We start from the raw sequence: 22110 nt of genomic DNA on the forward strand, positions 1-22110 counted from the left end.
GCGAGGGGCGGGTCGGTACTGCGCCGAGGTCGGGTCAGCTGGTCCGGGAGCGGGTGTCGAATGCCTTCATGCGGTCCAGGACCCGGTCCGGGGTGGGATGGGCCATCTCGTCGACCAGGCGGCCGTCGGAGAGGAAGACCACGCGGTCGGCGTAACCGGCGGCGACGGGGTCGTGGGTGACCATGACCACGGTCTGGCCGAGCTCGCGCACCGAGTCGCGCAGGAAGCCCAGGACCTCGGCCCCGGCGCGGGAGTCGAGGTTGCCGGTGGGCTCGTCGCCGAAGATGATCGCGGGGCGGGAGACCAGCGCGCGGGCGACGGCGACGCGCTGCTGCTGCCCGCCGGACAGCTGTCCGGGCCGGTGACCGAGGCGCTGGGAGAGGCCGACCATGGAGACCACACGGTCCAGCCACTGCCGGTCGGGGCGGCGTCCGGCGATGGTCAGCGGCAGCGTGATGTTCTCCAGCGCGGTCAGCGTCGGCAGCAGGTTGAACGCCTGGAAGATGAAGCCGATCCGGTCGCGGCGCAACTCGGTGAGCTGCCGGTCGCCCAGCGTGCTCAGTTCGGTGGTGCCGATGCGTACGGAGCCGGAGCTGACCGAGTCGAGCCCGGCGGCGCAGTGCATCAGGGTGGACTTGCCGCAGCCGGAGGGGCCCATGATCGCGGTGAACTCGCCCTCCCGGAAGGCGATGCTGACACGGTCCAGGGCGACGACACGGGTGTCGCCGCTGCCGTAGACCTTCGACAGATCGCTGGTGGCCGCGGCGAACCCGGTCGTCGGGTGCGGCGCGAGAGCGTCAAAGGGGGCGGCGGTCACGGGGGACTCCTCTTCGGGTGCCGATGGGTGCACTTCGAAGGGTGTCCGGGACGTGTATCGGAGTCGGGGCCGCCGCGTATCGGCGTCCGCGCCGCTTCGTATCGGTTCTGCAGGGCCGGGCGGTCAGGACGGCGGCAGGCGCAAGGTGGCGACGGCGCCGCCGTCCGGGGCGTTGTCCAGGCGCAGCTCGGCGCCGAGAAGCCGGGCCTGGCCCAGGGCGATGGTCAGGCCCAGGCCGTGGCCCGAGCCGCGCTCCGCCGAGCCCGTGTGGAAGCGGCGCGGACCGTCGCGCAGCAGGTCCGGAGGGAAGCCGGGGCCGTGGTCGCGCACGACGACCGTACGGCCCTCGACGGTGACCTCGACCGGGGTGCCCCCGTGCCGGTGGGCGTTGAGGACGAGGTTGCTGACGATCCGTTCGAGGCGGCGCGGGTCGGTCTCCACGGTCTGCGCGGTCTTCTCGGTCTCCGCGGCGTTGGCCGCGTTGGCCGCGTTGGCGCGCTGCGCGTCGGCGACGGTGACCTCCGTGTCGAGTCCGGTGCGCGCCACGGCCTCGCGGACGACCGCGCCGAGCGGCACATGGGCACGGACCGGCTGTTCGGCGCCGGCGTCCAGCCGGGAGATCTCCAGCAGGTCCTCGATCAGGCCGCGCAGATCGCGTACGCGGGCTCGGAGCAGATCCTCCGTCTCACCGGGCGGCAGCAGGTCGGCGGCGGCCAGCAGACCGCCGACGGGGGTGCGCAGCTCGTGGGCCACGTCCGCGGTGAACTGGCGCTCGGTACGCAGCCGTCGGCCCAGACTGTCGGCCATGAGGTCGACGGTGGCGGCGATGTCGGCCACCTCGTCGCGGCCCTCGAGGGGACCGGTCCGGGCGTCAAGGTCCCCGGCGGAGATCCGGCCCGCGGTCTCGGAGACCCGCCGCAGCCTGCGGCCCAGCACCCCGGCCCCGTACACCGCCAGCGGCACGGCCGCCCCGAGCGAGACCAGCGAGGCCACCGCCATGCTCACGTCCAGTCGGTGCAGCCCGTAGAGCTCCGGGCTCATGTTGACCTCGACGGCCAGCACCCGGCTGCCCGGGCCGCCGACCCGCTGGGCGGCCCAGACGCTCGGCCCGGCGTTCCCGTCGACGTGCCCGTCGTAGGCCGTGTGCCGGTCGCCGTCGGCCGGGTGGTGCAGTACGGCGGGCAGCGCGGCGGGATCGAGCTCGGCACCGTCTGCCAGCGTTCCGGTGCGCCGGTACGTGTCCATGGCCGAGTACACGGTGTTGAAGGCGCGTGCTTCGGCCCGCTGGCGGATGTCTCGGGCGGTCCACACATGGACCAGCACGCCCACCGCCGCCGCGACCAGGCACGCGGTGGCCGCGGCCAGCGCGGCGATCTTCCAACGCAGCGGAACGCGGGCCGCCCGCGGCCGGTGGAACGGGCACACCGGCCTCAGCGCCTGAACTTGTAGCCGAAGCCGCGGACCGTCTCGATCCGGTCCCGGCCCAGTTTCCTGCGCAGCCGCTGCACACACAGGTCCACGACCCGGCTGTCGCCGTCCCAGCCGTACTCCCAGACGTTGCGCAGCAGGGTGTGCCGCTCCAGTACGACGCCCGGGTGGGCGGCGAACTCCAGCAGCAGCTTCAATTCGGTCGGGGTCAGCGCCACGGGGTTTCCGGAGACGGACACCTCCAGGCCGCCGGTGTCGATGGTCAGGTCTCCGAAGACCAGCAGGTCTTCCTCGGACGGTGGGGGCCCCTCGCCTGTGGCGCGCTGGGTTCCCGAGGCGGGCGCGTAGGTCGCCCGCCGCAGCAGCGAGCGGATGCGTGCCACGAGTACGTAGGTGTCGACGGGCTTCACCACGTAGTCGTCCGCCCCGGCCTCCAGACCGGCGACGACATCGAGCCCGTCGCCGCGAGCGGACATCATCAGGATCGGCACCAAGCTGGTTTCCCGGACTCTGCGGCACAGGCCGATCCCGTCCAGGCCGGGCAGCATCACGTCCAGGATCAGCAGGTCGAAGCTGTCGTCGCGGAAGAGCTCCAGCCCCGTGAGGCCGTCGGCCGCGGCCTTCATCTGATAGCCGTAGCGCTCGAGGGCGACGGTGAAGGACCGGCGCATCAGTTCGTCGTCCTCCACCAGCAACACGCGGACGGGGCGCGGAGAGGCCGGAGCCGGGGCGGACGAGGACACGGGGACGACTCCTGTTCGGACGGGCCGGGTGAGGCATCGGTCCCGTGTGCGCTCACGCCCAGCCGGCGACCTGAAGGGAACGATACGGCAGGCACGGGCGCGGTGACCGCGTCGCTCGATGGACACGCATCGCACTCCCAAGAGCCTCGCCCATCCGAGAACATGCAGGTCAGAGAGGTTGCGCGGCTCGGACCGCTGCCAGATCCAGGGCCGTCGGCGCTCCGTGGGCCTTCCGGTGCCGTGGGCACGCGGACCGGTTCGACGGACAACCAAGCGCTCCCTGATACACGCCGGATACAAAACCGGCCTCCGGCGGCGCGGCGCCCGGGGATCACGGCGAGCCCACCAGAGCGCCTGGCCCGGCCGGGCAAGCTGCGTCCTGCACTGCTCGGTCAGCGGATGGTCCCGGCCGAGGTGCTGCTCGCACGCGGCGAGCAGCACTCCGAACTGCTCGGCTCTGCCGGTGCGTCCGCTCCACCAGGCCAGGGCCCGCCGGAGGTAGAGCGCCGCGACCCGCTCTCCCGCCGCCTGGAGTCCGCCCCTGCCCTCACCGCCCCGAACCGGACGTAGGGCTGTGAGTACGGAGGTCTGGTGTCCGGCCCACGCCCGGTGGTTCCAGCAGGTCCGCCTCATGCGGGGGAAACGTCCGTCATCACGGCGACCCGGGCGCCGGGTTCCGATCCCGGGGGCCCGATGGCCATGGCGCATCACCCATCAGGTAAATGCCGACGGCGGGCATTGACGGAACCGGTTCCATTTACCCGGCTGTTCTTTTTGGCCAATTCGGGTCCGTCAGGCGCCATTGACCCTATTGGAGAACCTGAAATAGCGTGCAGACAATAAATCCAACCAGGGGAGAACCAGTCCATGCGCAGCAAGAAGACGATCGCCCTCGCGCTCGGCGGCGCCGCGGCCTTGGCCGGCACCGTCGCGTTCGGCGGCACGGCTCAGGCCGCGACGCTGGCACCGACCGGTACGAAAGTGACGGAGCACGTCGTCTGGGAGGCTCCCGTACCTGGGAAGATCACCCCGATGCACGTCCCGAACTACGGTTTCAACACGTACTACTTCAACGGCGTTTCGTGGCGCGCGACCGTCACCGTCGACTACGGCCGTACCGGAGCGTGGACCCACTGCAGCGATGGCACGGACATCCACGGCCCGCTGCAGGGGCCGGGATTCTGGGACTTCGGCGGTAGCTGTAGCGGTCACGGAACGATTACCCAGTACGGGTGGTACGACGGCTGACCGGTCCCTCGGTGAGCGTTCCGCTGCCGTAAAGCAAACAGTGCAACCGGGTTCCCGTTTTACGAAATACCCCGGACGCGAAAGCGCTCCGGGGTATTTCCGCGACCTTCTCCGTGACTCTTTTTTTGCGCCGGGGGATTGCTCAACGAGCATCCGCCGTCAGCGGCAGGTGGCAGCGCAGATGAGCCGACGGACCTGCAGGCGCAGCAGCACGCACTTCCCGACGCCCGCCGGATGTGCGGGAAACCGCAGGCAGGATCCGTGATCCCGGTGCGACCAGATTGCCTCGCCGTTGCCTCTCTCAAGGCGTGGGACACGAATGTCAGTTGCCATGGAGTGCACTCCAACACCTAGCGTCCTGGGCAGATGATTCCGAAACCAGGAGGCAGCACCATGACCGATGTCCCCACCCGGCACCTGGGCAACCTGGCGGTCTCCGCGCAAGGCCTGGGGTGCATGGGCATGAGCCACGGCTACGGTGCGACGGACGACACGCAGTCGATCGCGACACTGCACCATGCTCTCGACCTCGGGGTGACCTTGCTGGACACCGCCGACTTCTACGGCGCCGGGCACAACGAGGAACTGATCGGACGGGCCGTCGCCGGGCGCCGCGACGAGGTGGTGCTGGCCACGAAGTTCGGCCTCGCCAACCGCCTTGGTGAGCCCACCCGGGTCCGCGGCGACGCCGCCTACGTGCGGCAGGCGTGCGAGGCGTCGCTGCGCCGGCTCGGGGTCGACCACATCGACCTCTACTACCAGCACCGGGTCGATCCTCAGGTGCCGATCGAGGAGACCGTCGGCGCCATGGCCGAGCTGGTGCGGGCCGGCAAGGTCCGTCACCTCGGGCTGTCCGAGGCCGGCGCGCCCACCATCCGGCGGGCGCACGCGGTGCACCCGATCGCCGCGCTGCAGAGCGAGTGGTCGCTGTGGACCCGAGACCTGGAGGCGGAGATCGCACCGGTCTGCCGCGAACTCGGCATCGGCGTGGTCCCGTTCTCCCCGCTCGGGCGTGGCTTTCTGACCGGCCGCTACAGCTCGGTCGAAGGGCTGGCCGAGAACGACGTGCGGCGCAGCCAGCCGCGGTTCGCCGACGGCAACCTCGAACGGAACATGGCGATCGTCGCGAAGCTGAACGAGCTGGCTGCGGCGAAGGGAATCACCGCCGGCCAGCTCGCCCTGGCCTGGGTGCAGCACCGGGGCGACGGCGTGGTGCCGATCCCCGGCACGCGGCGGCAGCGCTACCTGGAGGAGAACCTCGCGGCCCTGGCCGTCGAGCTCTCCCCCGAGGAGCTCGACGCCATCGAGGCCGCCGCCCCGACCGAGGAGGTCGCGGGCACGCGCTACGACGCGACCAACCTCACCTTCGTCAACGGCTGAGCCCGCCGCCGTGAGCCCGGCCTGTGGTCGTCGCCCGGTGGGGCTGCCGCCGACCGGGCCGGCACAGCGCTCCTTCGACCGACGCTGCGGCGCCGGCCCGGAGACCTGCCCCCCGACACCATGAACGCCTGCGGGCGCAGTGCCGGCGGGGGCGTCTCCCTTCTTGGAGCCCTCGGGTCGTCATGCCCGGTGCCGGTCACGGGTGTTGGGCCAGCGCGGTGTTGGCGGTGTCGAGGATGTTGCGGAACGTGCGGGTGATGATCGGCCGCGCGAGGCGCCGGGTGAGGGCGGCACCGAGCAACGGGACGGGGATCTCGGCTCGGGTGGTCCAGCGCACCCGGGTGCCGCCGTCGACCTCGGTGAACGTCATACGGCCGAGTTCGTGCCGGGACGGCGGCAGGCTGCGCTCTACGACGTACTCGGTGGCGTACGGCGGGTCGTAGAGGGTGATGCGTTCCCGGAACCAGCCGATGAGCCAGAGGTGGCTGCGTATCGCACCGACCCCGTAGGGCGCGGCCTCGCCGTGCCGGGTCAGGCGGCAGCGCACGATCAAGGGCGAGTTCGTGTAGTTGGTGGTCGTGGTGAGCCAGGCGAAAACATCCCCGATCGGGGCGGCGATGACGCGTTCAACGGTCATGGTTTCCACGGTGGTGACCTCCTCGGTCGAGTGGGAGCACGGTCTCGGCGCAGTGCAGCTTGTCCGGGTTGCGCATGCCGTAGAGGCCGGCGATCCGGCCGTCGTGGATCTCGAATGCCACCAGCCAGTCGAGTTCACCGTCGGTCACGAACCGCGCCGCGGGCATGCCGTTGTACGTGGCGTGCTCGACCTTGGTCGCCGCCGTGGTGGTACGGATCACGCCGAGGACGAACCGGGCGACGTCGGCGCGGCCGGTGATCGGGCGGCGGGCAGCGACGACCTTCCCGCCGCCGTCGGAGATCTGCACGACGTCGGGCGCCAACAGGTCCATCAGCGCCTGGACTTCGCCGGTCGTCGCCGCGAGCAGGAATCGCTGGACGATCTCTCGGGTGGCATCGGAGTCGGGTTCGAAGCGGCGCCGCCGCGCGTGGACGTGCCGCCGTGCGCGGTGGGCGGTCTGCCGGGTGGTGACCTCGGTCTTGCCGATCGAGGCGGCGATCTCGGCGTGGGTGTAGCCGAACACGTCGTGCAGCACGAACACCGCGCGCTCCGTCGGGTTCAGGGTCTCCAGGACGAGCAGCATGGCCATCGAGACCGACTCGGCCAGGATCACGTCGTCGCTCACCTCGGGTGCCGTGCGAATCGGCTCGGGCAACCACGTGCCCACGTACTCCTCGCGCCGCACCCTGACCGCGCGCAGGTGGTTGAGGGCCTGACGGGTCACCGTGCGGACCAGGTAGGCGCGCGGATGCTCGACCGTGGCCGGGTCGACCGTGCTCCACCGCAGGTAGCTCTCCTGGAGCACGTCCTCGGCGTCGGTGGCGCTGCCCAGCATCTCGTAGGCGATGGTGAACAGCAGCGGACGGTGCTCGGTGAAGGCGTCCTCAGCCATGGGCCACCCCCGCCATCCGCTTGCGTCGGAACCTCGGCATCACACCCTGCTCCTCTCATCGGATGCCCATCGAGACACCCCGCGCCGACAAACCGTGACAGCCCACCGCTGTGATTCACGTCACGATGCGGGTTCGCCGGCCGAGGCTCGCGCAGCTGCCGAGTTCGCCGCGCCAGGGCTCGGGCACGCTCCGGAATGCACTTTTCGGCCATCCATTAAAGTGATCAATGCAGACAACGGAACACGTGCGCAAGGCTCATGACGGGGGAGCACACATGGCAGACGGCGATCTGCAGGTATCGGAGAGCAACCTCACCACGCTTGCCGACGACCTCGACGAAATGCAGCGCTACCTGGAGAAGCAGGTCCGCCGCATGGACGCGGTGGTCGACGGCATCGCGGCGGGTTGGCAGGGCCCCACGGCCACGGCGTACCGCTCGTTGCACCGAGGGGTCGCGGAGGATGCCGTGCGGATCCGGCAGGTGCTCTCCCTCCTGGAGGAGGCCACTCGGGCATCCCGCGACGGCTTCACGGAGCAGGAACTGGAGATCCTGGCCCGGTTCAAGCGGGTGCAGAACACCGAGGACGTGTCCGCGGCCGCTCGCGCACTGACCGTGCCGGACCCTCAGCCGGGGCCGGCCGGCCCGCAGAGCCGCCTCATGGACATCTGAGAACGAACACGGGGGATCAGCACCACCATGCCGGACGACGACCGGATCACCGTCAATTTCGCCACCCTGCAGCGCCTGTCGGGAGACCTGGAGGAAATCCTCCGCGTTCTCAACGAAAAGCTGGACCTGCTCTACGGGCGTTCCAAGAAGGCCGTTCTGGGCTGGGAGGGCGAGGCCCGCGAGGCCTTCATCGACGAGCTGGACAAGTGGGACCGCTCGGCCCGGGACCTCAAGGCCGCCCAGGCCTGGCTCCACGAAGTCGTGGTCAAGGGGCACCTCAACTACGACGCGGCGAACAAATCCGTGCTGCAGGGCTGGGGAGGCGGCGCCTGATGGCCGGACCCACCCCGGGCCCCGCCCCGGCGCAGCAGCCCGGCGGCAGCGGCGCGATCGACGTCAAGCCGAAGGACCTGTGGAGCGTCTCCGGCCGGGTCGCCACCCAGCAGGACGCCCTGATGCGCCGTGCGAACAAGCTCCTGGACGAACTGCACAAGTACCCCGACGCGGGAGGCGCCGGGAACGACGCCCGCACATTCGCCCAGTCGTATATGAAGATCGGCAACCTCTGGCTGAAGGTCTGGGGCAAGAGCGTGCTCAGCGTCGGCGGCGTCGCGGTCGGCTTCACGGAGACCGCCAACGCCTACACCAAGGCCGACGCGGCCGCCCACCCCAAGCCCGGCCAGCCCCCGGAGCAGCGGCCGCTGCCCACGGTCATCGACAAGGCGCCCGTCTTCGCCGGCGTTCCCGACATCAAGTGGGGCGACGACGACGGCGGCGACGACTTCCTGCGCGGCGCGATGGAGGGCATACCGGAGATCGTCCGGGACATCCTCCAGCCGGTCGCCAAGCACATCTTCCGCCTCGGCAAGGTGGCGGACGTCTACCCCTTCCCGCAGCAGCACTACCTCAACTCGCTCTGCCACAGCTGGGAGGGCGCATCGATCTGCCTGACCATGGTCGCGGACAACCTGACCATGACCCTCGGCTCGATCACCAACCACCAGCAGGCCGACTGGGAAGCCGCCATGCGGACCTTCTGCAGCGCGCTGTGGGGCGCGACGGCCTGGGGCCAGTCCCGGCAGGGTTACCAGTGGGCCCAGACCGCCAACTCCGGCCCCGGCACGCCCCGCCTTCCCACGGGCAGCGAGCCGGTGATGACCGTGCTGAAGGACACGGCCGACAAGATCAGTGGGATTCTGCGCGAGTACGCGGAAGCCGCCGTCGAGCTGAACCACGATGTCTTCGAGGAGTACAAGAGGGCCCTCAAGAAGGCGGCCAAGGACATCCTCGACGACATGGAGAAGGCCAAGGACGACCACAGCATCAAGGGCGTCATCAGCACGGTCACCAATGTGGTCGAAAAGGGCGTAGGGCTCGTGCTGAAGTTCGACGTCAACACGATCCTGAACCTCGACAAGGCCAAGCTGAACCAGATCGTGGACAAGTACACCGGTACCCTCAGAGGCCTCACCACACGCATGGACGCCCTCAAGTCCGCCCTGGAAGAAGCCGACCTGAGCGCCCCGAAGTTCGAGGCCGGCGTCGCGCGTGCCCACGGATTCGGTGCGCGTTCCCTGGAACAGTTCAAGGACTCGCAGACCTGGCTGAAGATCGACTCGGCCACCGGCAAGTACACGCTGGACCTGGGAGCCAACGAGTGGATGGGGGACGGGCACACGCTCGACAAGCACGTCGGCAAGACGGACGCGCAGCTGGCGCAGCGGTTGCGCGACCAGCAGCAGGGCAGCCCGACGACTTCCTGGCCCTACGGAAAGCCCAAGATCGGAAGTTCCTCCTCCTTCCCGGACTATGCGAGGGCCCAGGAACTCACCGAGTACAACCTCAACCACAACTCCGCGGACATCGAGGCATGGATCAAGGGTCCGCCGCCCCCGGCCGACGGCGACGTGAAGTCCTTCTACGGGACGGCGCCCAACGGCGAGAACAGCGGCCGCAGCGTGAGCAAGCAGCCGACGGACCCCAATGACCCGATGTCCGGCTACAAGCAGGGCGGGATCAACGCCAAGGCGATCGACGTGAAGGGCATAGACACCAGGATCAGGTACGACGGTAACCGCAATCCGCCGTTCACGATCATGACCTCGATGCCCTACAACCCCTGAGGAAGGCCCGTACATGTCCGTCGACCAGGCGTCCTGGGAATCTGCCGTACGGCATCTTTACGAGGATGCGTTCGCGTACGTCGCCAGCGGCCCCCGCATGCACCGGGACTGGCGTGCCGATGTGCTCGCCGTCATGGAGCACGCCGTCCCCGACCCGCGCGGCTGGGCCGGGCTCGACGATCACGCAGGTGACCCCGAACGGACGGTGCGGCCCGCCCATCCCTTCCGTGAGCTCACCGCGGAGACCCTCGCGGAACGGCTCTTCGAGATCGACCGGGCGAGCGCGGAGGACCTCCTGCTCGCCCTCACCGACGACGGCTGCACCCTGCGGAACCTCGATCGGTTCGATGAGAGCCCCGACGAGATGCGCGAGGTGGCCCGCACCGTCCTCGCGCGCTACGGCGACACGATCACCTGTCACACCAACATCACCGCACACAGCGGAACCCTGGACTTCGGCGCGCCTCGCGAGGCCTGGAGGCCGGTGACCGTCTACTCCGAGGACACCGGTCTGGTCGTCGTGTCCGCCACCGAAGTCGGGCTGTTCTGGAACTTCGCAGACTACTGAGCGACCCTGCGGCAAGCCCCGAAATGGACGCACCGCATCCGCGGGAGGGGTGCTTTGAGAGGATGAACCCATGTTGACCCGTTCCGCTTCCTACCCCGACCGGGAGACCGCCCAGTGGGCCACCCAGCAGGTGGTGACCGCCAACGAGCAGGTCATCCACCGCTGGCTCGCCCAGGGGACGCGGGCCCGCCTCACCATCGAGGCCGCCTGGCCGTCCCGCGAGGAGCCCGTCGGCCGGGTGCTGCTCGAGGCGATGCTCCTCGCCGGGCAGGAGCCCGTCGACGTCCGGGCGGCCCGCGTCGTACTGCGCCGCGAGCCCGCCAGCCCACACGGCTTCGCCGTCCAGACCACTCTCCCGTTCTACCTGTAGAGGCAGCCCGACTGTGCCAATGAAACCCCTCGAGCACGACCGGCGCTACGGCGAGCTCGACCAGGTCATGCGCGCCTACCTCGGCCGGGCCGCCGACGACACCGCCGAGCAGCGCAGCCGCGCACTGGACGCGTACCTGCGCCACACGTGGCACAACCGGCCCTGGGCGATCGCGGAGGCGGAGCGCCAGCTGCGCGAGTACAGCCGCAACCCCCCGGGCCGCCTGCGGATCGGCCTCGGCGAGTACTACGCCATCCCCGACACCGGCATGCCCGAGTCCGCGATCGGCGACTGGCTCCGGCTGCTCGCCGACCACCTCAAGGCGAGCATCGAGAACGGCGAGGTCCCGCCGCCGGCCACCCCGCAGACCCACTGGGAGTGGCACGCCCGCTTCCCGGAAACCGCACAGCTGCTGGGCGGCTGGTTCTCCCAGGACATCGTCGACCAGTTCCCCGACCACGAGGCCGCGGTTGCCGACTACGCCGCCGGCACCGACCCCCAGCTCATCGCCCGCCTCGTGGGCGAACTCCACGAGCTCCTCGCCCTCCCCCTGGACGAAACCGACTACGCCCTGGCCGCTGCCGAACTCGGCATGGAAGTCTCCCCGCCGGAGCCGTTCTCGTACGGCGCATGGTTCCAATCGGTCGCAATGACCCTGGCAAGCACCTGACAGTCCGCCGGCCCGCGAATCAGCGGATGCGGGTCAGCGGATGCGGGTCAGCGGATGCGGGTCAGCGGATGCGGGTCAGCGGATGCGGGTCAGGGCCGCAGGAGCTCCGGCCGACTGTGCCCCTTCCGATGCGAGCGTCAGCCGGTCCGGTTCCTCGAGGGTCAGCACGTAGAGGTTGCCCCGGGGGCAGTCGAAGGTGGCCGCGCGGTCGGTCGGATGGCTGGTAGCCGCCACCAAGACCGCCGTGTTCCCCTTGACCTGCCGCAGCTCAAGGGCCTCCGTGCACCCCAGATTGCGCCCGCTGGAGACCTCCTTGACGTCGCTGACCTGCCGGCCCACGATGTCGCCCGCAGCCCCGGCGTTCAGAGTGACCGTGACGGCGAACCCACCCGTCTTCGCCCGGGAGATGCCGTCCGCGTCCGGCGTTCCGGGCCCGGTGCCGGACCACGTGCCGACCCACGACGCCGGCATCGCCGCCGCGGAGGATGACGGTGCGGACGGAGCGAGCGAGGCGGCGGGAGACTCCCTGCCACCGTCGTCTCCCCCGGGAAGCCGGATCGCGAGCGTGACGACCGCCGCGAGAACGGCGGCACCGGCGGCGGCGATCACCGGGGGCCGCCGGGCCGTCCACCCGCTCCGGCTCCCTGCAGAAAGGGGAGAAGAGAGCGGCGTACCGGGAGCCGTGGACGGCGGCACCGGCGCGATGGGAGCGGGCAGGGCTGGCGGCGGCGGGGAAACCGGGGACGCGCCGGTCCCCGCCGGAGCGTACGCAGGCTGCTGCGGTGCGGTCAGGAGTCGCCGGAGTTCAGCCTCCCGGCGCCCGACGTCCGCGGCCAGGGCCGGCGGCACCGCCCTGCTCCAGTCCTCGTCCTGCGCGGCGCCGAGCCGCGACCGTACCTCCTCGGCGGTCGGGCGCCGGTCGGGGTCCTTGGCCAGGCATTCCCGCACCAGCGGAAGGAGCGGTTCGGGCACGCCGTCGAGCAGGGGCTCGTCGTGAACGATCCGGTACAGGAGGGCCGGAAGTTGCAGCTCTTCGCCGTGCGCCAGGAAGGGACTGCGGCCCGTTGCCGCGTACACGAGGACCGCGGCGAGAGAGAACACGTCTGCCGGCGCCGCGGCCACGGCGCCGGTCGCCTGCTCCGGCGCGAGGTAGCCGGGCGTGCCGATGACCGCGCCCGTCTGAGTGTGGCGCGGGTCGCGCACGGTGCGGGCGATGCCGAAATCGATGAGGAAGGGCCGCTCGGGACCGAGCAGCACGTTCGCCGGCTTGATGTCGCGGTGGACGACCCCCGCCGCTCGTACGGTGACCAGTGCGGCTGACAGCTCCCGGGCCAGGCACCACACGGCCGGTGCCGCCAGCGGCCCGTACCGGTGTACCCAGTCGCCCAGCGACGGCGCGGCGATGTACTCCGTCGCCAGCCACTGCGGCAACACCCCCGGCGGGCTGAAATCCACCACCGAGACCGTCCACGCACTGCGCACACGGTCGTTGGTGCGTATCTCCCGGGCGAACCGTTCGGCGAAGTCCGGCTCCTGACTCAGCTCCCGGTGCACGGTCTTCAGGGCCAGCGGCCGGCCGGACGGCGTCCGGGCCAGGAACACCTCGCCCATTCCGCCCTCGCCGAGCCGCGCCAGCAGACGGTACCCCCCGATCTCCGGCAGGTCACCGGGCCGCAAAGACTCCACCGACTCCCCCGTCCCCATGACCATGCGCCGGGCCGCACAGCACGAACCCTCCGGTGGGCCAACGTATATGACGAGCTCCGGGGCCGGAGGGCCACCAGGTCCTGTGCCGCCGGCGCCGGCGCATCCTGGTGTCGCGGCGGTGTCCGGCCGGCTCGACGGCCGGACACCGCTCGCGGGTCAGGAGATGGTGACGAACTTCGCGATGCTCGGTACCCCCTGCGCGTCGAGGGCGAAGAGCATGTAGGTGCCCGGCAGGACCACACCGGTGTCGGCGGGTACGGACACCGTGTAGGTGCCGGTTCCCGTGGCCGTGGAGGCGAGGGGGACCCGCCGCTGGTCGTTGTCGACGGAGTGGGTCGCGGCCGCTGCCCGCATCAGGACGAAGGACGCCACCGGGGCCCGGGTGCTCACCGTGAGCGACGTGCCGGGGGCTGTCCTGGAGGGCACGCCCGCGGTGATGACGGGACGCGGCTTCGGCGATCCGTCCGCGTTGAGCAGGTACGGCGGTGTGAAGACCGCCCCGTCGGCGTGGTTGGTCGCGCAGTCACCGCACAGGCCCCCGCCGCCGGAGAAGATCCGCCCGTCCGGCAGCAGGTTGGCCACGCTGTGGTAGTTGCGCGGGATGGCCATGGTGGCGAGCGGGGTGAAGCTGCCGGTCGACGGGTCCCAGAGCTCGGGGGCGAGAACCGAGGTCGCGTCGCTGAAGGGCACCGGATAGGCCTGCCCGCCGAAGACGGCCACCTTGCCGTCGGGCAGGACGACGCTGTTGCTGAAGGCGCGGGCGTGTTCCATGTCGCCCGTGCGGTCTGCCTGGACCTGGCTGCCCGAGATGCTCACGGTGTAGGCCCGCCGGGTGGCAGGGGTCTTCTCGTAGGCGGGCGATCCGCCCAGGGTGAGCAGTTTGCCGATGTCGTAGGAGACGGCGTTGCCGGTCATGGCGTCCTGGCTGTCGGCCCGGGTGCCGGCGGAGGTGATGCTGCCCTGGCCGCTGGTCGAGATCCAGTTCATCTGCTTGCTCGGGCCCAGTTGCAGCACCTTGCCGCCCGAAGTGGCGTGCAGCCACATGTGGTTGTCGGCCCGGTAGGGTCCGGCCGGGTCCGCCGTCAGCGCCGGGACGGCCGAGACCCCCGGGAGCGTGCGCCACGTACGGGTGTCCGGCGACCAGACCTCACCGGCTTTGTCGCCCGCGGGTCCGCTCCAGGACCCGCCCAGGACGAAGGCCTCACCGGTGGAGAGCAGCGTCATGGCCTGGTAGCCGCGGGCGATGTTCATGCTGGTGGTGGCGGACCAGGCGTCGGTGGCCGGATCGTAGATGCTCGCCTTTTCCGCGTTGCTTCCCCCCGTGACGAGCACGCGGCCGTCGGCCAGCATGGCAATGCCGGGACAGAACATGTCGTGGCCGGTGTTGTCGATGCGGCGCTGCGTGACCTTGCCGGTCTTCAGGTCCAGAATCGCCGTCTGGGTGTAGCCGTTGCTGCCGCCGAAACGGTCGACGGCGTACGCGGACCAGGCGAGCAGCTTGTCACCGGGCAGGGCCGCGGTGGCCACGGGCACCAGGGGGAAGCCGGTGATCCGGTCCCAGCTCCCGTGGACGGCCGGGCTGGCCGGTCCGCTCAGGCGTATCTCGCCGGCCGAGGTCCACGGGCCGCGGCCGCCGGCCTCGGTGGTCACGGTCAGACGAATGAATCGGGCGTTCTCGGTGCGGGTGAAGGTGGCGGTCTTGACGGTGTCGTCGTCCTTCCAGGTGCCCGCGGCGATCGGCGCGCCGAAGGCAGTGCCGTCGGTGCTGGTGGTGATGGTGTACGCGCCGGCCCGGCCGTTGGGCCCGTCCGTACGCGGGTGGTAGACGAGGGCGGAGACGGCCGTCGTGCGATGCATGTCGATGGTGATGCTGTGCGGCAAGGGGGCAGGGGTACCGGACCATGCGCTGTGCCAGATGGTGCTGTCGTTGCCGTCGAGCACGTTGGCGGCGCGGCCGTTCTCGCCGCTGGTCTCCTCGTCGCCGGCCGTGGCCGTCCAGCCGGTCCGGGACAGGTCGACGGTGGCCGCGGGGGTGCCGGGGTCGCCCAGCAGGTTGATCTCGGCGGCGGAGGTCCAGGGCCCGCGGCCGCCGGCCTCGGTGAGCGCCGTCAGCCGTACGAACCGAGCCCCCTGCGGGGCGAACCCGAGCGTCTTGGCGCTGCCGTCGTCCGCCAGCGTGCCCGAGGCGACGGGGCTCGCCCAGTTCTGTCCGTCCGCGCTGACACTGATGCTGTACTCGCCGACGCGCCCGTTGGCCCCGTCGGCGCGGGGGCGGTAGAGCAGTGCCGAGACGACGGCCGTGCGATGCATGTCGATGGTGATGCTGTGCGGCAACGGGGCGGGGGTGCCGGACCATGCGCTGTGCCAGATGGTGCTGGTGTTGCCGTCGAGCACGTTGGCGGCGCGGCCGTTCTCGCCGCTGGTCTCCTCGTCGCCGGCCGTGGCCGTCCAGCCGGTCCGGTCGAGAACCGGAGCAGTTGGTTCCATGGCATTCGCCGGTGCGATGCCGTGGTGCGGCGACTGCTTCGCCGTCTGCTGGTCGAAGGGAACGGGTGCGGGTCGGGGCTCCGGGGCGCGGCCGGCCGCTGCCGGGCCCGCGACCCCGAGCCACGGCATCAAACCGACCAGCAGCGAGCCGAGGCCGAACGCGATGAGCACGTGGGAACGGCGTAACACGCGGGGAAAGGCGAGGAAGCGTCGCCTGTACTGCAATCTGACCTCCTGGGGCGAACTGGCGTACCCCATGGAACATAGGTCAGGCATGCCCCAACTCGCCCGAAACGCCGGAGAGTTGGCGCGAAGCCGCATCGCCGGAGCGGATGGCGGGAGGCTTAACGGCCCAGCCGGCCAGGGTCGGTATCGCGCGGTGTGGGCCGGGAGGGAGGCGGGGCCCGCGGCTCGTGCCGGGTGAGCCGGACGGCGGACTCGCTGCCCGCTCGGGCGCTTCCCGCCAACTCGGGCAGCAGCGGCCGGACGAACTCCCACTCGGGCATCGGACAGTTCATCGCGGCGTATCACCCGACCGTGATCCACCACTCAAGGTCGCCATGTGACGACCGGCGCTCACGACGTGGTCGGCTACTGAACGAGTCATGCTTCTGAGCGTGCTTCCGTCTCCGGGGGATACTGAGGGGCATGGAGCTGAGTGGGGACAAGGTCGTGCTGCGGTCGGTGGCCGTCGGTGACGGGGAGGTCCTTGACAGGATCGTGCGGGAGCCGGAAGTCGCGGCGTGGTGGTCGCCTCCGGACGACTTCGAGGGCATGCTCGCCGTTGTCTTCGAGGGCGAGGTCATCGGAGCGATCCAGTTCGAGGAAGAAGCCGACGCCGAGTTCCGGCATGCCGGCATCGACATCTTCCTGACGGCGGGGCATCACGGGAAGGGACTCGGCACCGACGCCGTACGCACCCTGGCCCGGTGGCTGGTGCACGAACGCGGCCATCATCGGCTGACCATTGACCCGGCCGCGGCCAACACCGCGGCGATACGCAGCTACGGCAAGGTCGGGTTCAAGCCCGTGGGGATCATGCGGGCCTACTGGCGCGACCACCGGACGGGCACCTGGCAGGACGGACTGCTTATGGATCTGCTTGCCGAGGAGCTGATCTGACCGGTCGGCGCCGAGTACACCGGGCGTGACGTGATGCGGGCCGCACCAGTTCTTCGGCTGTGCAGACGAAGTGGGCCCGTGCGGCCTTGTCCCATGCTGCCTTCACCGGCATCTCCCGTGCACATCTCGGCGGTTTGATCAAGGAGTTGGCCCCGGCGTGGCAGACGCGACGGGAGTCGCCGCACCCTGTGGTCCGGAGCCAGCCGACCCGGCCGGATGCACGATCAGACCGCGATGCGCACCGAGCTCGGCGAGCGGTACGCCTGGCGTGGGCAGCGACGCCGCCAGTCCTCACGGCGACACAGGGCCGTCAGAGCGGGTTGAGGCGCGCCTTGAGCCGGCGCGACCACCTTCGTTGGACCCGTAGCGCGTCTCCAGGCTCTCGGCGCGACGCCCGCCCACGTGGGCCAGGGCGACGTCCCGTGGACGTGCCCGGCCGACCCGGGTCTCCCGCGTGACGAGTTCTTAGCATCAGAGGGTAAGTATCCGTTCGGCCGCCGCGTGATCGACTAAAAAGGGCCGGACCGAACCAAGCGGTCGGGATTACGTCGAAGGTGGTGGATGTGGTGTGCGTGAATGCGCCGTCGTACTGAAGCCCGTTTCCTTCTCTGTGGTGTACGCGTCTGCGGACGAATACCGGCTCGTCGCTTCGATCCTCAGGTCCAGAGCAGCAGAGGCACCGGGCCTGCCCGGAAAGGGCGGCCCCAATCCCGGAACGTTGTCGCTGGTCAGGGTGCCGACTGTCGACCATCCGGGAAATTCCTCAAAGAACCACCAATCCAAGGGCGTTGGCGCCCCGAAGTAGCAGCGAGACCCTCTCCGGGAGCTCACGTCAACCCCGTACGATCTGCGATTCCCCCTCACGGGAACCCGCGGAACAGGAGCGAATGTGATAGTCAAGCGCACTGGTCGCCTCGTGGTGCTCGCCGCCGCGCCCGCCGCTGTGTTCCTGACCCTGGGGCTGTCCGGCCCAGCTCTCGCGCAGGGCGGGAAGGCCTACCAGATCGACCTGGCGCAGCTCAATGACTCCGGTTCCCGGGGTACGGCCATGCTCAGCCTCAACGGCAACCAGCTGACCGTGCAAATCGAGTCCCAGGGCATGGTGCCCGGACAGCCCTCGGCCCAGCACCTGCACGGCTCGACCAACGGGCACGACTTCCACTGCCCGGACGCCAGCGACGACACCAACCACGACGGGATCCTCAGCAACACGGAGGCCACGGTCGACTACGGCAACATCAACATCTCGCTCACCACGTCCGGGGACACCAAGGCGACCAGCGGTCTCGCCGTGGAGCGCATGCCCGTCGCCGACAAGCAGGGCAAGCTCTCCTACAAGCGGACGATCACCGTGGCGCAGGATGTGGTCGACCACATCAAGGACCTGCACATCGTGCAGCACGGCATCGACCGCAACAAGAACAACAAGTACGACTTCGAGGGGGCCGGCAAGAGCGAGCTCGACCCGAAGCTGCCCCAGGAGGCCACGGCTCCGACCAACTGCGGAATGGTCATGGGCGCGTCCGTGGGATCCATTCCGGTCGGCGGCATCGAGACCGGTGGCGGTGATCCGCAGAGCGTGGCGGCGCCGGCAACGGCGACCACCGGAGCGGTGCTCGCCGTATCCGCGGCGGTGGCGGGTGCTGCGGCCGGTGCGCTCCTGGTCGCGCGGAGGCGGGCCGCCGTGGTCCCCGTCCGTACGGAGACCACGGGGGCCGCTGCGTGAATCCCGGCCGAAGCTCCGCACCGGCCATGCTGACCGCATCCGCCGTGTCCACCGTGCGGCCCCGCCGCCGCAGGGCTGCGGTCCCCCTGGCCGCCGCCGCCCTCACCACGCTGCTTCTCGCGGGGTGCGGGGGCCAGGGCCCGGCGGCGCCCTCCGCGCCCCAGGGGCAGGCCCCGCAGAGCGGGGCGCCGGCGAGCGGCGGCGCCGGAGGCACTCCCACCGGCGAGGCGTCCACCGGCGGCCACCACGCGTCGCCGGAGGGCGGGGCGCAGAGTGGTTCGGGTGCGGGCCAGGCCAAGCCCGCCCTCGCCCGGTCGGAGCCGCAGAAGATCTCCATCCCGTCCCTCGGCCTGTCCAGTTCCTTGGAGACGCTGCGGCAGAACGCGGACGGATCGATGCAGACCCCGAAGGACCCTGCTCTCGCGGGCTGGTACGAGCCGGGGCCGACGCCCGGCTCCCAGGGGCCGGCCGTGATCGCCGGCCATGTCACATGGAACGGCGCGGCGGCCGTGTTCGAGAAGCTGAAGACGATGAAGGCCGGTGACACGATCAAGGTGACCCGGCAGGACAACAAGACGGCCACGTTCACGGTGGACCGGGTGGCCGAGTACCCGAAGGCCCAGTTCCCCACGCTCGAGGTCTACAAGAACCTCGACTACGCAGGCCTTCGCCTGGTCACCTGCGGGGGCGACTTCGACCCGAAGAAGCACTACTACGACAGCAACGTGGTCGTGTTCGCCAGCATGACGGGCACCGCTTAGCACGGGCAGCAGGACTTGCCGGCAGTCGTCGGGTCTTGGTCACGGCGAAGACCTCCGGCGTGGTGGAGGCGTCTGGGCTCCGCACCACGCACGGAGGTCTTCGTGTCCCGCCACGACGGGCCGGAGCGGGCACGGCCACTGCGCTGCACGAGGCCGGACACACACGCGATCGGCTTCGCCCACGAGCACTGGGCTTAGTCATGTGCATGCCTCATCAGGCGCATGGGCAATGTGACTTTCAACAGATGATGTGTGCAGAACGCGTCCAAGACACCCTTCCTGTGCTAAAAGCAGACACATGAACGTGATGGAAAGGCACAAGTTCGTCGTGGGTCTGCTCATGCAGCAGAACCGCGCGACCGTGTCCGAGCTGGCCCAGGCCACCGGCACGTCCGAGATGACCATCCGCCGGGACCTGGAAGTACTGGAATCCCGGGGAGCACTACGCCGGGTACGCGGCGGCGCCGTGAGCAACCTGCCCGGCGGCGTCGAACCGCCCTACGCCATCCGCGCCATGTCCGCAGCACAGGCCAAGGAACGACTCGCACACACCGTGGTCGACCTGCTCACCGACGGCGAAACCGTGGCCCTCGACACCGGGACCACCGCCGTGGCCATCGCCAAAGCCATGGCCGACCGCCAGCTCACCGTCACCCCGCTCTCCCTCCACGCCGCCTTCGCCCTCTCCCCACACCCCGGCATCCACCTGCTCATGCCCGGCGGCCAGGTACGCCCCGAAGAACTCTCCTTCTACGGCCACACACCCGTCCAGACCTTCAAAGACCTCTGCTTCGACACCTTCATCCTCGGCTGCTGCGGCGTCGACCCCACCCAGGGAGCCACCGCCTACAACCTCGAAGACGTCCAAGTGAAACGAGCCGCCGTAACCGCAGCACAACGCGTCATCCTGGTCGCAACCGCCGACAAACTCGGCCGCACCGCACTCGGCCGCATCTGCCCCATGGAACAGATCGCCCTCATCGTCACCGACGCACCCGACAACTCCCCCACAGTCAAAGAACTACGCGACCACGGCGTCGAAGTGGTACACCCGGCAGACGACTGACCGAAACGCCCACCACAAGGCCCGCCGCACGCAGGGCAGCGGACAGAAGATGACCGGATCGGCCGGGGTGCGGTACGAAGTCCCTCGTGAACGAACAGATCCAGTCCGCAACCGTCCGCGTGTTCATCGCCCTCGCCCCGCCCGACGACGCCAAGGAGGAACTGGCACGGGAACTGCGGCCCGCCTACCGCGCCTACCCGGGCATGCGGTGGAACCGCATCGAGGACTGGCACATCACCCTGGCCTTCCTCGGTGAACTCCCGGTCGCCACGGTCCCGCTCCTGCAGCCGCCGCTCGCCGCCCTCGCCGCAGCACACCGTCCCCTGCAGCTGGCACTGCGCGGCAGCGGACACTTCGACCAGCGGGTGCTCTGGAGCGGGATCGACGGGGAACTCGAAGGACTGCATCTGCTCACCACCCAGGTGCGTACCGTCGTCAAGGAATGCGGTATCGCCTTCGAAGACCGGCCGCTGCGCCCGCACCTGACGCTGGCCCGCTCCCGCCGCAGCGACTCCTCCAGCACGGTGGAAGCCGCCGCCACGCTCACCGCGTTCACCGGCCGCCGGTGGCCGGCCGAGCGCCTCCACCTGGTCGGCAGCAACATAGGCCGCGGCCCCGGACCGATCCACTACCGCGACATCCGGGCCTGGGAGTTCACCGGTCAGCGCTGAAACCCCTTCAACGGAGCGCCCCGTGCCCCGTCAGCCGACGGGGTCGAAGAGCTACCCTCCCGCACAATGGAGGCCGGCGAACGGGAGGGTGCGGCATGGTGGACGAGGGCGCCTCGGTACGGGTGGAGCGGGACGGCCCGGTGTTCACGGTGATCCTGAGCAGACCGGGGGTCCGCAACGCGGTGGACGGTCCGACGGCGGCACGGCTCGCCGATGCCTTCCGCCGGTTCGAGGCCGACGAGGACGCGGCCGTCGCCGTGCTCTGGGGCGAGGGCGGGACCTTCTGCGCGGGCGCCGACCTCAAGGCCATCGGCACCGAGCGCGGCAACCGGGTGCTCGCCTCGGGGGACGGGCCCATGGGGCCGACCCGGATGCGGCTGGGCAAGCCCGTGATCGCGGCCATCGCGGGGCATGCGGTGGCCGGGGGCCTGGAGCTGGCGCTCTGGTGCGATCTGCGGGTCGTGGAGGAGGACGCGGTCTTCGGCGTGTTCTGCCGCCGCTGGGGCGTGCCGCTGATCGACGGCGGTACGGTGCGGCTGCCCCGCCTGATCGGTGAGAGCCGCGCCATGGACCTGATCCTGACGGGTCGTCCGGTCACCGCCGCCGAGGCGCACGGAATCGGGCTCGCCAACCGTGTGGTGCCCGCGGGGCAGTCCCGCCGGGCTGCGGAGTCGCTGGCCCGGGAGATCGCCTCGTTTCCCCAACTGTGCCTGCGCCACGACCGGCTGTCCGTCCTGGAACAGCACGGTCTGGGCGAGGCGGAGGCGCTGGCCGGGGAGTACCGGCACGGTCTGGTGCCGCTGGCCGCGGGCGAGACCCAGGCGGGGGCGGGCCGGTTCGCCTCGGGCGCGGGGCGGCACGGCGCGTTCGGGGAGTGAGCGGTTCGTACCGGGCTGGGCGGGCCGTGGCAGGGCGCAGCAGCCGTCGGCCGGTGGGGATCTCCGGGTGCGGGGGCCGGGGGCGGGGTTCGGCGTGCACCGCCCGATGCCGGCTGCCGGGCCGGGCGCGGGCCGGGGGTGGCCG

The 22110-nt window shown here is 70.4% G+C and carries 22 protein-coding genes and 1 pseudogene; 16 read left to right on the forward strand and 7 right to left on the reverse strand.

All coding sequences use genetic code 11. The annotated features are described in order from the left end of the window. Nucleotides 1–34 precede the first annotated feature (34 nt). The 3 genes from AB0I68_RS22295 to cseB form a co-directional block, all read right to left on the reverse strand. A complete protein-coding gene (locus AB0I68_RS22295; RefSeq protein WP_363179202.1) occupies nucleotides 35–748 on the reverse strand; it encodes an ABC transporter ATP-binding protein in 714 nt (237 codons plus the stop codon). Between the two features lie 192 nt (nucleotides 749–940). Next, complete coding sequence (locus AB0I68_RS22300; protein ID WP_363179083.1) at nucleotides 941–2242, reverse strand: HAMP domain-containing sensor histidine kinase; 1302 nt, start codon at nucleotides 2240–2242, stop codon at nucleotides 941–943. A gap of 5 nt (nucleotides 2243–2247) precedes the next feature. Then, the gene (cseB, locus tag AB0I68_RS22305) at nucleotides 2248–2988 is read right to left on the reverse strand and encodes a two-component system response regulator CseB (RefSeq protein ID WP_363179084.1); all 741 of its coding nucleotides are present in this window, start codon (nucleotides 2986–2988) and stop codon (nucleotides 2248–2250) included. Nucleotides 2989–3387: 399 nt separating this feature from the next. On the opposite strand from cseB, the gene AB0I68_RS22310 reads away from it, so the two are divergent. The 3 genes from AB0I68_RS22310 to AB0I68_RS22320 all read left to right on the forward strand — a co-directional run bounded on the left by AB0I68_RS22310 (nucleotide 3388) and on the right by AB0I68_RS22320 (nucleotide 5616). After that, nucleotides 3388–3558, forward strand: a complete 171-nt coding sequence (locus AB0I68_RS22310; RefSeq protein WP_363179085.1) for a hypothetical protein — start codon at nucleotides 3388–3390, stop codon at nucleotides 3556–3558. Nucleotides 3559–3855: 297 nt separating this feature from the next. Continuing rightward, nucleotides 3856–4236: a hypothetical protein gene (locus AB0I68_RS22315; protein ID WP_363179086.1), complete on the forward strand. Its 381-nt coding sequence runs from the start codon at nucleotides 3856–3858 to the stop codon at nucleotides 4234–4236. A gap of 393 nt (nucleotides 4237–4629) precedes the next feature. After that, on the forward strand, nucleotides 4630–5616 hold the full coding sequence (locus AB0I68_RS22320) for an aldo/keto reductase (RefSeq protein ID WP_363179087.1): 987 nt from the start codon (nucleotides 4630–4632) through the stop codon (nucleotides 5614–5616). Nucleotides 5617–5812: 196 nt separating this feature from the next. Here AB0I68_RS22320 and AB0I68_RS22325 read toward each other — a convergent pair whose 3' ends face one another. Next, complete coding sequence (locus tag AB0I68_RS22325) at nucleotides 5813–6262, reverse strand: SRPBCC family protein (RefSeq protein WP_363179088.1); 450 nt, start codon at nucleotides 6260–6262, stop codon at nucleotides 5813–5815. After that, the gene (locus tag AB0I68_RS22330) at nucleotides 6243–7145 is read right to left on the reverse strand and encodes an RNA polymerase sigma-70 factor (RefSeq protein ID WP_363179089.1); all 903 of its coding nucleotides are present in this window, start codon (nucleotides 7143–7145) and stop codon (nucleotides 6243–6245) included. The genes AB0I68_RS22325 and AB0I68_RS22330 overlap by 20 nt, the downstream gene beginning before the upstream one ends. Before the next feature lie 275 nt (nucleotides 7146–7420). Between AB0I68_RS22330 and AB0I68_RS22335 the strand changes: the two genes are divergently transcribed. From AB0I68_RS22335 to AB0I68_RS22360, 6 genes are all read left to right on the forward strand, one after another. Then, nucleotides 7421–7816 carry a WXG100 family type VII secretion target gene (locus AB0I68_RS22335; protein WP_363179090.1) on the forward strand — a complete coding sequence of 132 codons (396 nt, stop codon included), beginning with the start codon at nucleotides 7421–7423 and terminating at the stop codon, nucleotides 7814–7816. Between the two features lie 27 nt (nucleotides 7817–7843). Then, complete coding sequence (locus AB0I68_RS22340) at nucleotides 7844–8149, forward strand: WXG100 family type VII secretion target (protein ID WP_363179091.1); 306 nt, start codon at nucleotides 7844–7846, stop codon at nucleotides 8147–8149. Then, nucleotides 8149–9939 (forward strand): RNase A-like domain-containing protein, encoded by a 1791-nt coding sequence (locus AB0I68_RS22345; RefSeq protein ID WP_363179092.1) that lies wholly within the window; start codon nucleotides 8149–8151, stop codon nucleotides 9937–9939. Before AB0I68_RS22340 ends, AB0I68_RS22345 begins: the two co-directional genes overlap by 1 nt. Before the next feature lie 13 nt (nucleotides 9940–9952). Next, on the forward strand, nucleotides 9953–10507 hold the full coding sequence (locus AB0I68_RS22350; RefSeq protein WP_363179093.1) for a hypothetical protein: 555 nt from the start codon (nucleotides 9953–9955) through the stop codon (nucleotides 10505–10507). Between the two features lie 70 nt (nucleotides 10508–10577). Next, nucleotides 10578–10877, forward strand: a complete 300-nt coding sequence (locus AB0I68_RS22355; protein ID WP_363179094.1) for an RNase A-like domain-containing protein — start codon at nucleotides 10578–10580, stop codon at nucleotides 10875–10877. A gap of 13 nt (nucleotides 10878–10890) precedes the next feature. Beyond that, nucleotides 10891–11547: a contact-dependent growth inhibition system immunity protein gene (locus AB0I68_RS22360; protein WP_363179095.1), complete on the forward strand. Its 657-nt coding sequence runs from the start codon at nucleotides 10891–10893 to the stop codon at nucleotides 11545–11547. Between the two features lie 75 nt (nucleotides 11548–11622). Here AB0I68_RS22360 and AB0I68_RS22365 read toward each other — a convergent pair whose 3' ends face one another. Further along, entirely contained in the window at nucleotides 11623–13233 is a 1611-nt protein-coding gene (locus AB0I68_RS22365; protein WP_363179096.1) for a serine/threonine-protein kinase, read from the reverse strand. A 177-nt stretch (nucleotides 13234–13410) separates the two neighbouring features. Continuing rightward, a complete protein-coding gene (locus tag AB0I68_RS22370; RefSeq protein ID WP_363179097.1) occupies nucleotides 13411–15912 on the reverse strand; it encodes a discoidin domain-containing protein in 2502 nt (833 codons plus the stop codon). Nucleotides 15913–16389: 477 nt separating this feature from the next. On the opposite strand from AB0I68_RS22370, the gene aac(6') reads away from it, so the two are divergent. From aac(6') to AB0I68_RS22405, 7 genes and pseudogenes are all read left to right on the forward strand, one after another. Beyond that, nucleotides 16390–16863, forward strand: coding sequence for an aminoglycoside 6'-N-acetyltransferase (gene aac(6'), locus AB0I68_RS22375; RefSeq protein WP_363179098.1), 474 nt, complete (start codon nucleotides 16390–16392; stop codon nucleotides 16861–16863). Nucleotides 16864–17226: 363 nt separating this feature from the next. Next, nucleotides 17227–17307: pseudogene (locus AB0I68_RS22380) on the forward strand (VOC family protein); the annotation flags it as partial. Between the two features lie 445 nt (nucleotides 17308–17752). Continuing rightward, nucleotides 17753–18589, forward strand: coding sequence for a hypothetical protein (locus AB0I68_RS22385; protein ID WP_363179099.1), 837 nt, complete (start codon nucleotides 17753–17755; stop codon nucleotides 18587–18589). Between the two features lie 26 nt (nucleotides 18590–18615). Further along, nucleotides 18616–19350 (forward strand): class F sortase, encoded by a 735-nt coding sequence (locus tag AB0I68_RS22390; protein WP_363179100.1) that lies wholly within the window; start codon nucleotides 18616–18618, stop codon nucleotides 19348–19350. Between the two features lie 298 nt (nucleotides 19351–19648). Then, nucleotides 19649–20416: a DeoR/GlpR family DNA-binding transcription regulator gene (locus AB0I68_RS22395; protein ID WP_363179101.1), complete on the forward strand. Its 768-nt coding sequence runs from the start codon at nucleotides 19649–19651 to the stop codon at nucleotides 20414–20416. An 86-nt stretch (nucleotides 20417–20502) separates the two neighbouring features. Then, nucleotides 20503–21087, forward strand: coding sequence for an RNA 2',3'-cyclic phosphodiesterase (gene thpR, locus AB0I68_RS22400; RefSeq protein WP_363179102.1), 585 nt, complete (start codon nucleotides 20503–20505; stop codon nucleotides 21085–21087). A 95-nt stretch (nucleotides 21088–21182) separates the two neighbouring features. Then, a complete protein-coding gene (locus AB0I68_RS22405) occupies nucleotides 21183–21965 on the forward strand; it encodes a crotonase/enoyl-CoA hydratase family protein (protein ID WP_363179103.1) in 783 nt (260 codons plus the stop codon). The last annotated feature ends 145 nt before the right edge of the window (nucleotides 21966–22110 follow it).

The organism is Streptomyces sp. NPDC050448 (assembly GCF_040655295.1).
Taxonomy (GTDB): domain Bacteria; phylum Actinomycetota; class Actinomycetes; order Streptomycetales; family Streptomycetaceae; genus Streptomyces.

Excerpts from the sequence above, each read along its gene's own strand:
- AB0I68_RS22320 (WP_363179087.1), top strand. The coding sequence starts at position 4,630 with ATGACCGATGTCCCCACCCGGCACCTGGGCAACCTGGCGGTCTCCGCG.
- AB0I68_RS22390 (WP_363179100.1), top strand. The coding sequence starts at position 18,616 with ATGCTGACCGCATCCGCCGTGTCCACCGTGCGGCCCCGCCGCCGCAGG.
- AB0I68_RS22345 (WP_363179092.1), top strand. The coding sequence starts at position 8,149 with ATGGCCGGACCCACCCCGGGCCCCGCCCCGGCGCAGCAGCCCGGCGGC.
- AB0I68_RS22350 (WP_363179093.1), top strand. The coding sequence starts at position 9,953 with ATGTCCGTCGACCAGGCGTCCTGGGAATCTGCCGTACGGCATCTTTAC.
- AB0I68_RS22330 (WP_363179089.1), bottom strand. The coding sequence starts at position 7,145 with ATGGCTGAGGACGCCTTCACCGAGCACCGTCCGCTGCTGTTCACCATC.
- AB0I68_RS22335 (WP_363179090.1), top strand. The coding sequence starts at position 7,421 with ATGGCAGACGGCGATCTGCAGGTATCGGAGAGCAACCTCACCACGCTT.
- AB0I68_RS22315 (WP_363179086.1), top strand. The coding sequence starts at position 3,856 with ATGCGCAGCAAGAAGACGATCGCCCTCGCGCTCGGCGGCGCCGCGGCC.
- AB0I68_RS22405 (WP_363179103.1), top strand. The coding sequence starts at position 21,183 with ATGGTGGACGAGGGCGCCTCGGTACGGGTGGAGCGGGACGGCCCGGTG.
- AB0I68_RS22340 (WP_363179091.1), top strand. The coding sequence starts at position 7,844 with ATGCCGGACGACGACCGGATCACCGTCAATTTCGCCACCCTGCAGCGC.
- AB0I68_RS22310 (WP_363179085.1), top strand. The coding sequence starts at position 3,388 with ATGGTCCCGGCCGAGGTGCTGCTCGCACGCGGCGAGCAGCACTCCGAA.
- AB0I68_RS22395 (WP_363179101.1), top strand. The coding sequence starts at position 19,649 with ATGAACGTGATGGAAAGGCACAAGTTCGTCGTGGGTCTGCTCATGCAG.
- AB0I68_RS22355 (WP_363179094.1), top strand. The coding sequence starts at position 10,578 with ATGTTGACCCGTTCCGCTTCCTACCCCGACCGGGAGACCGCCCAGTGG.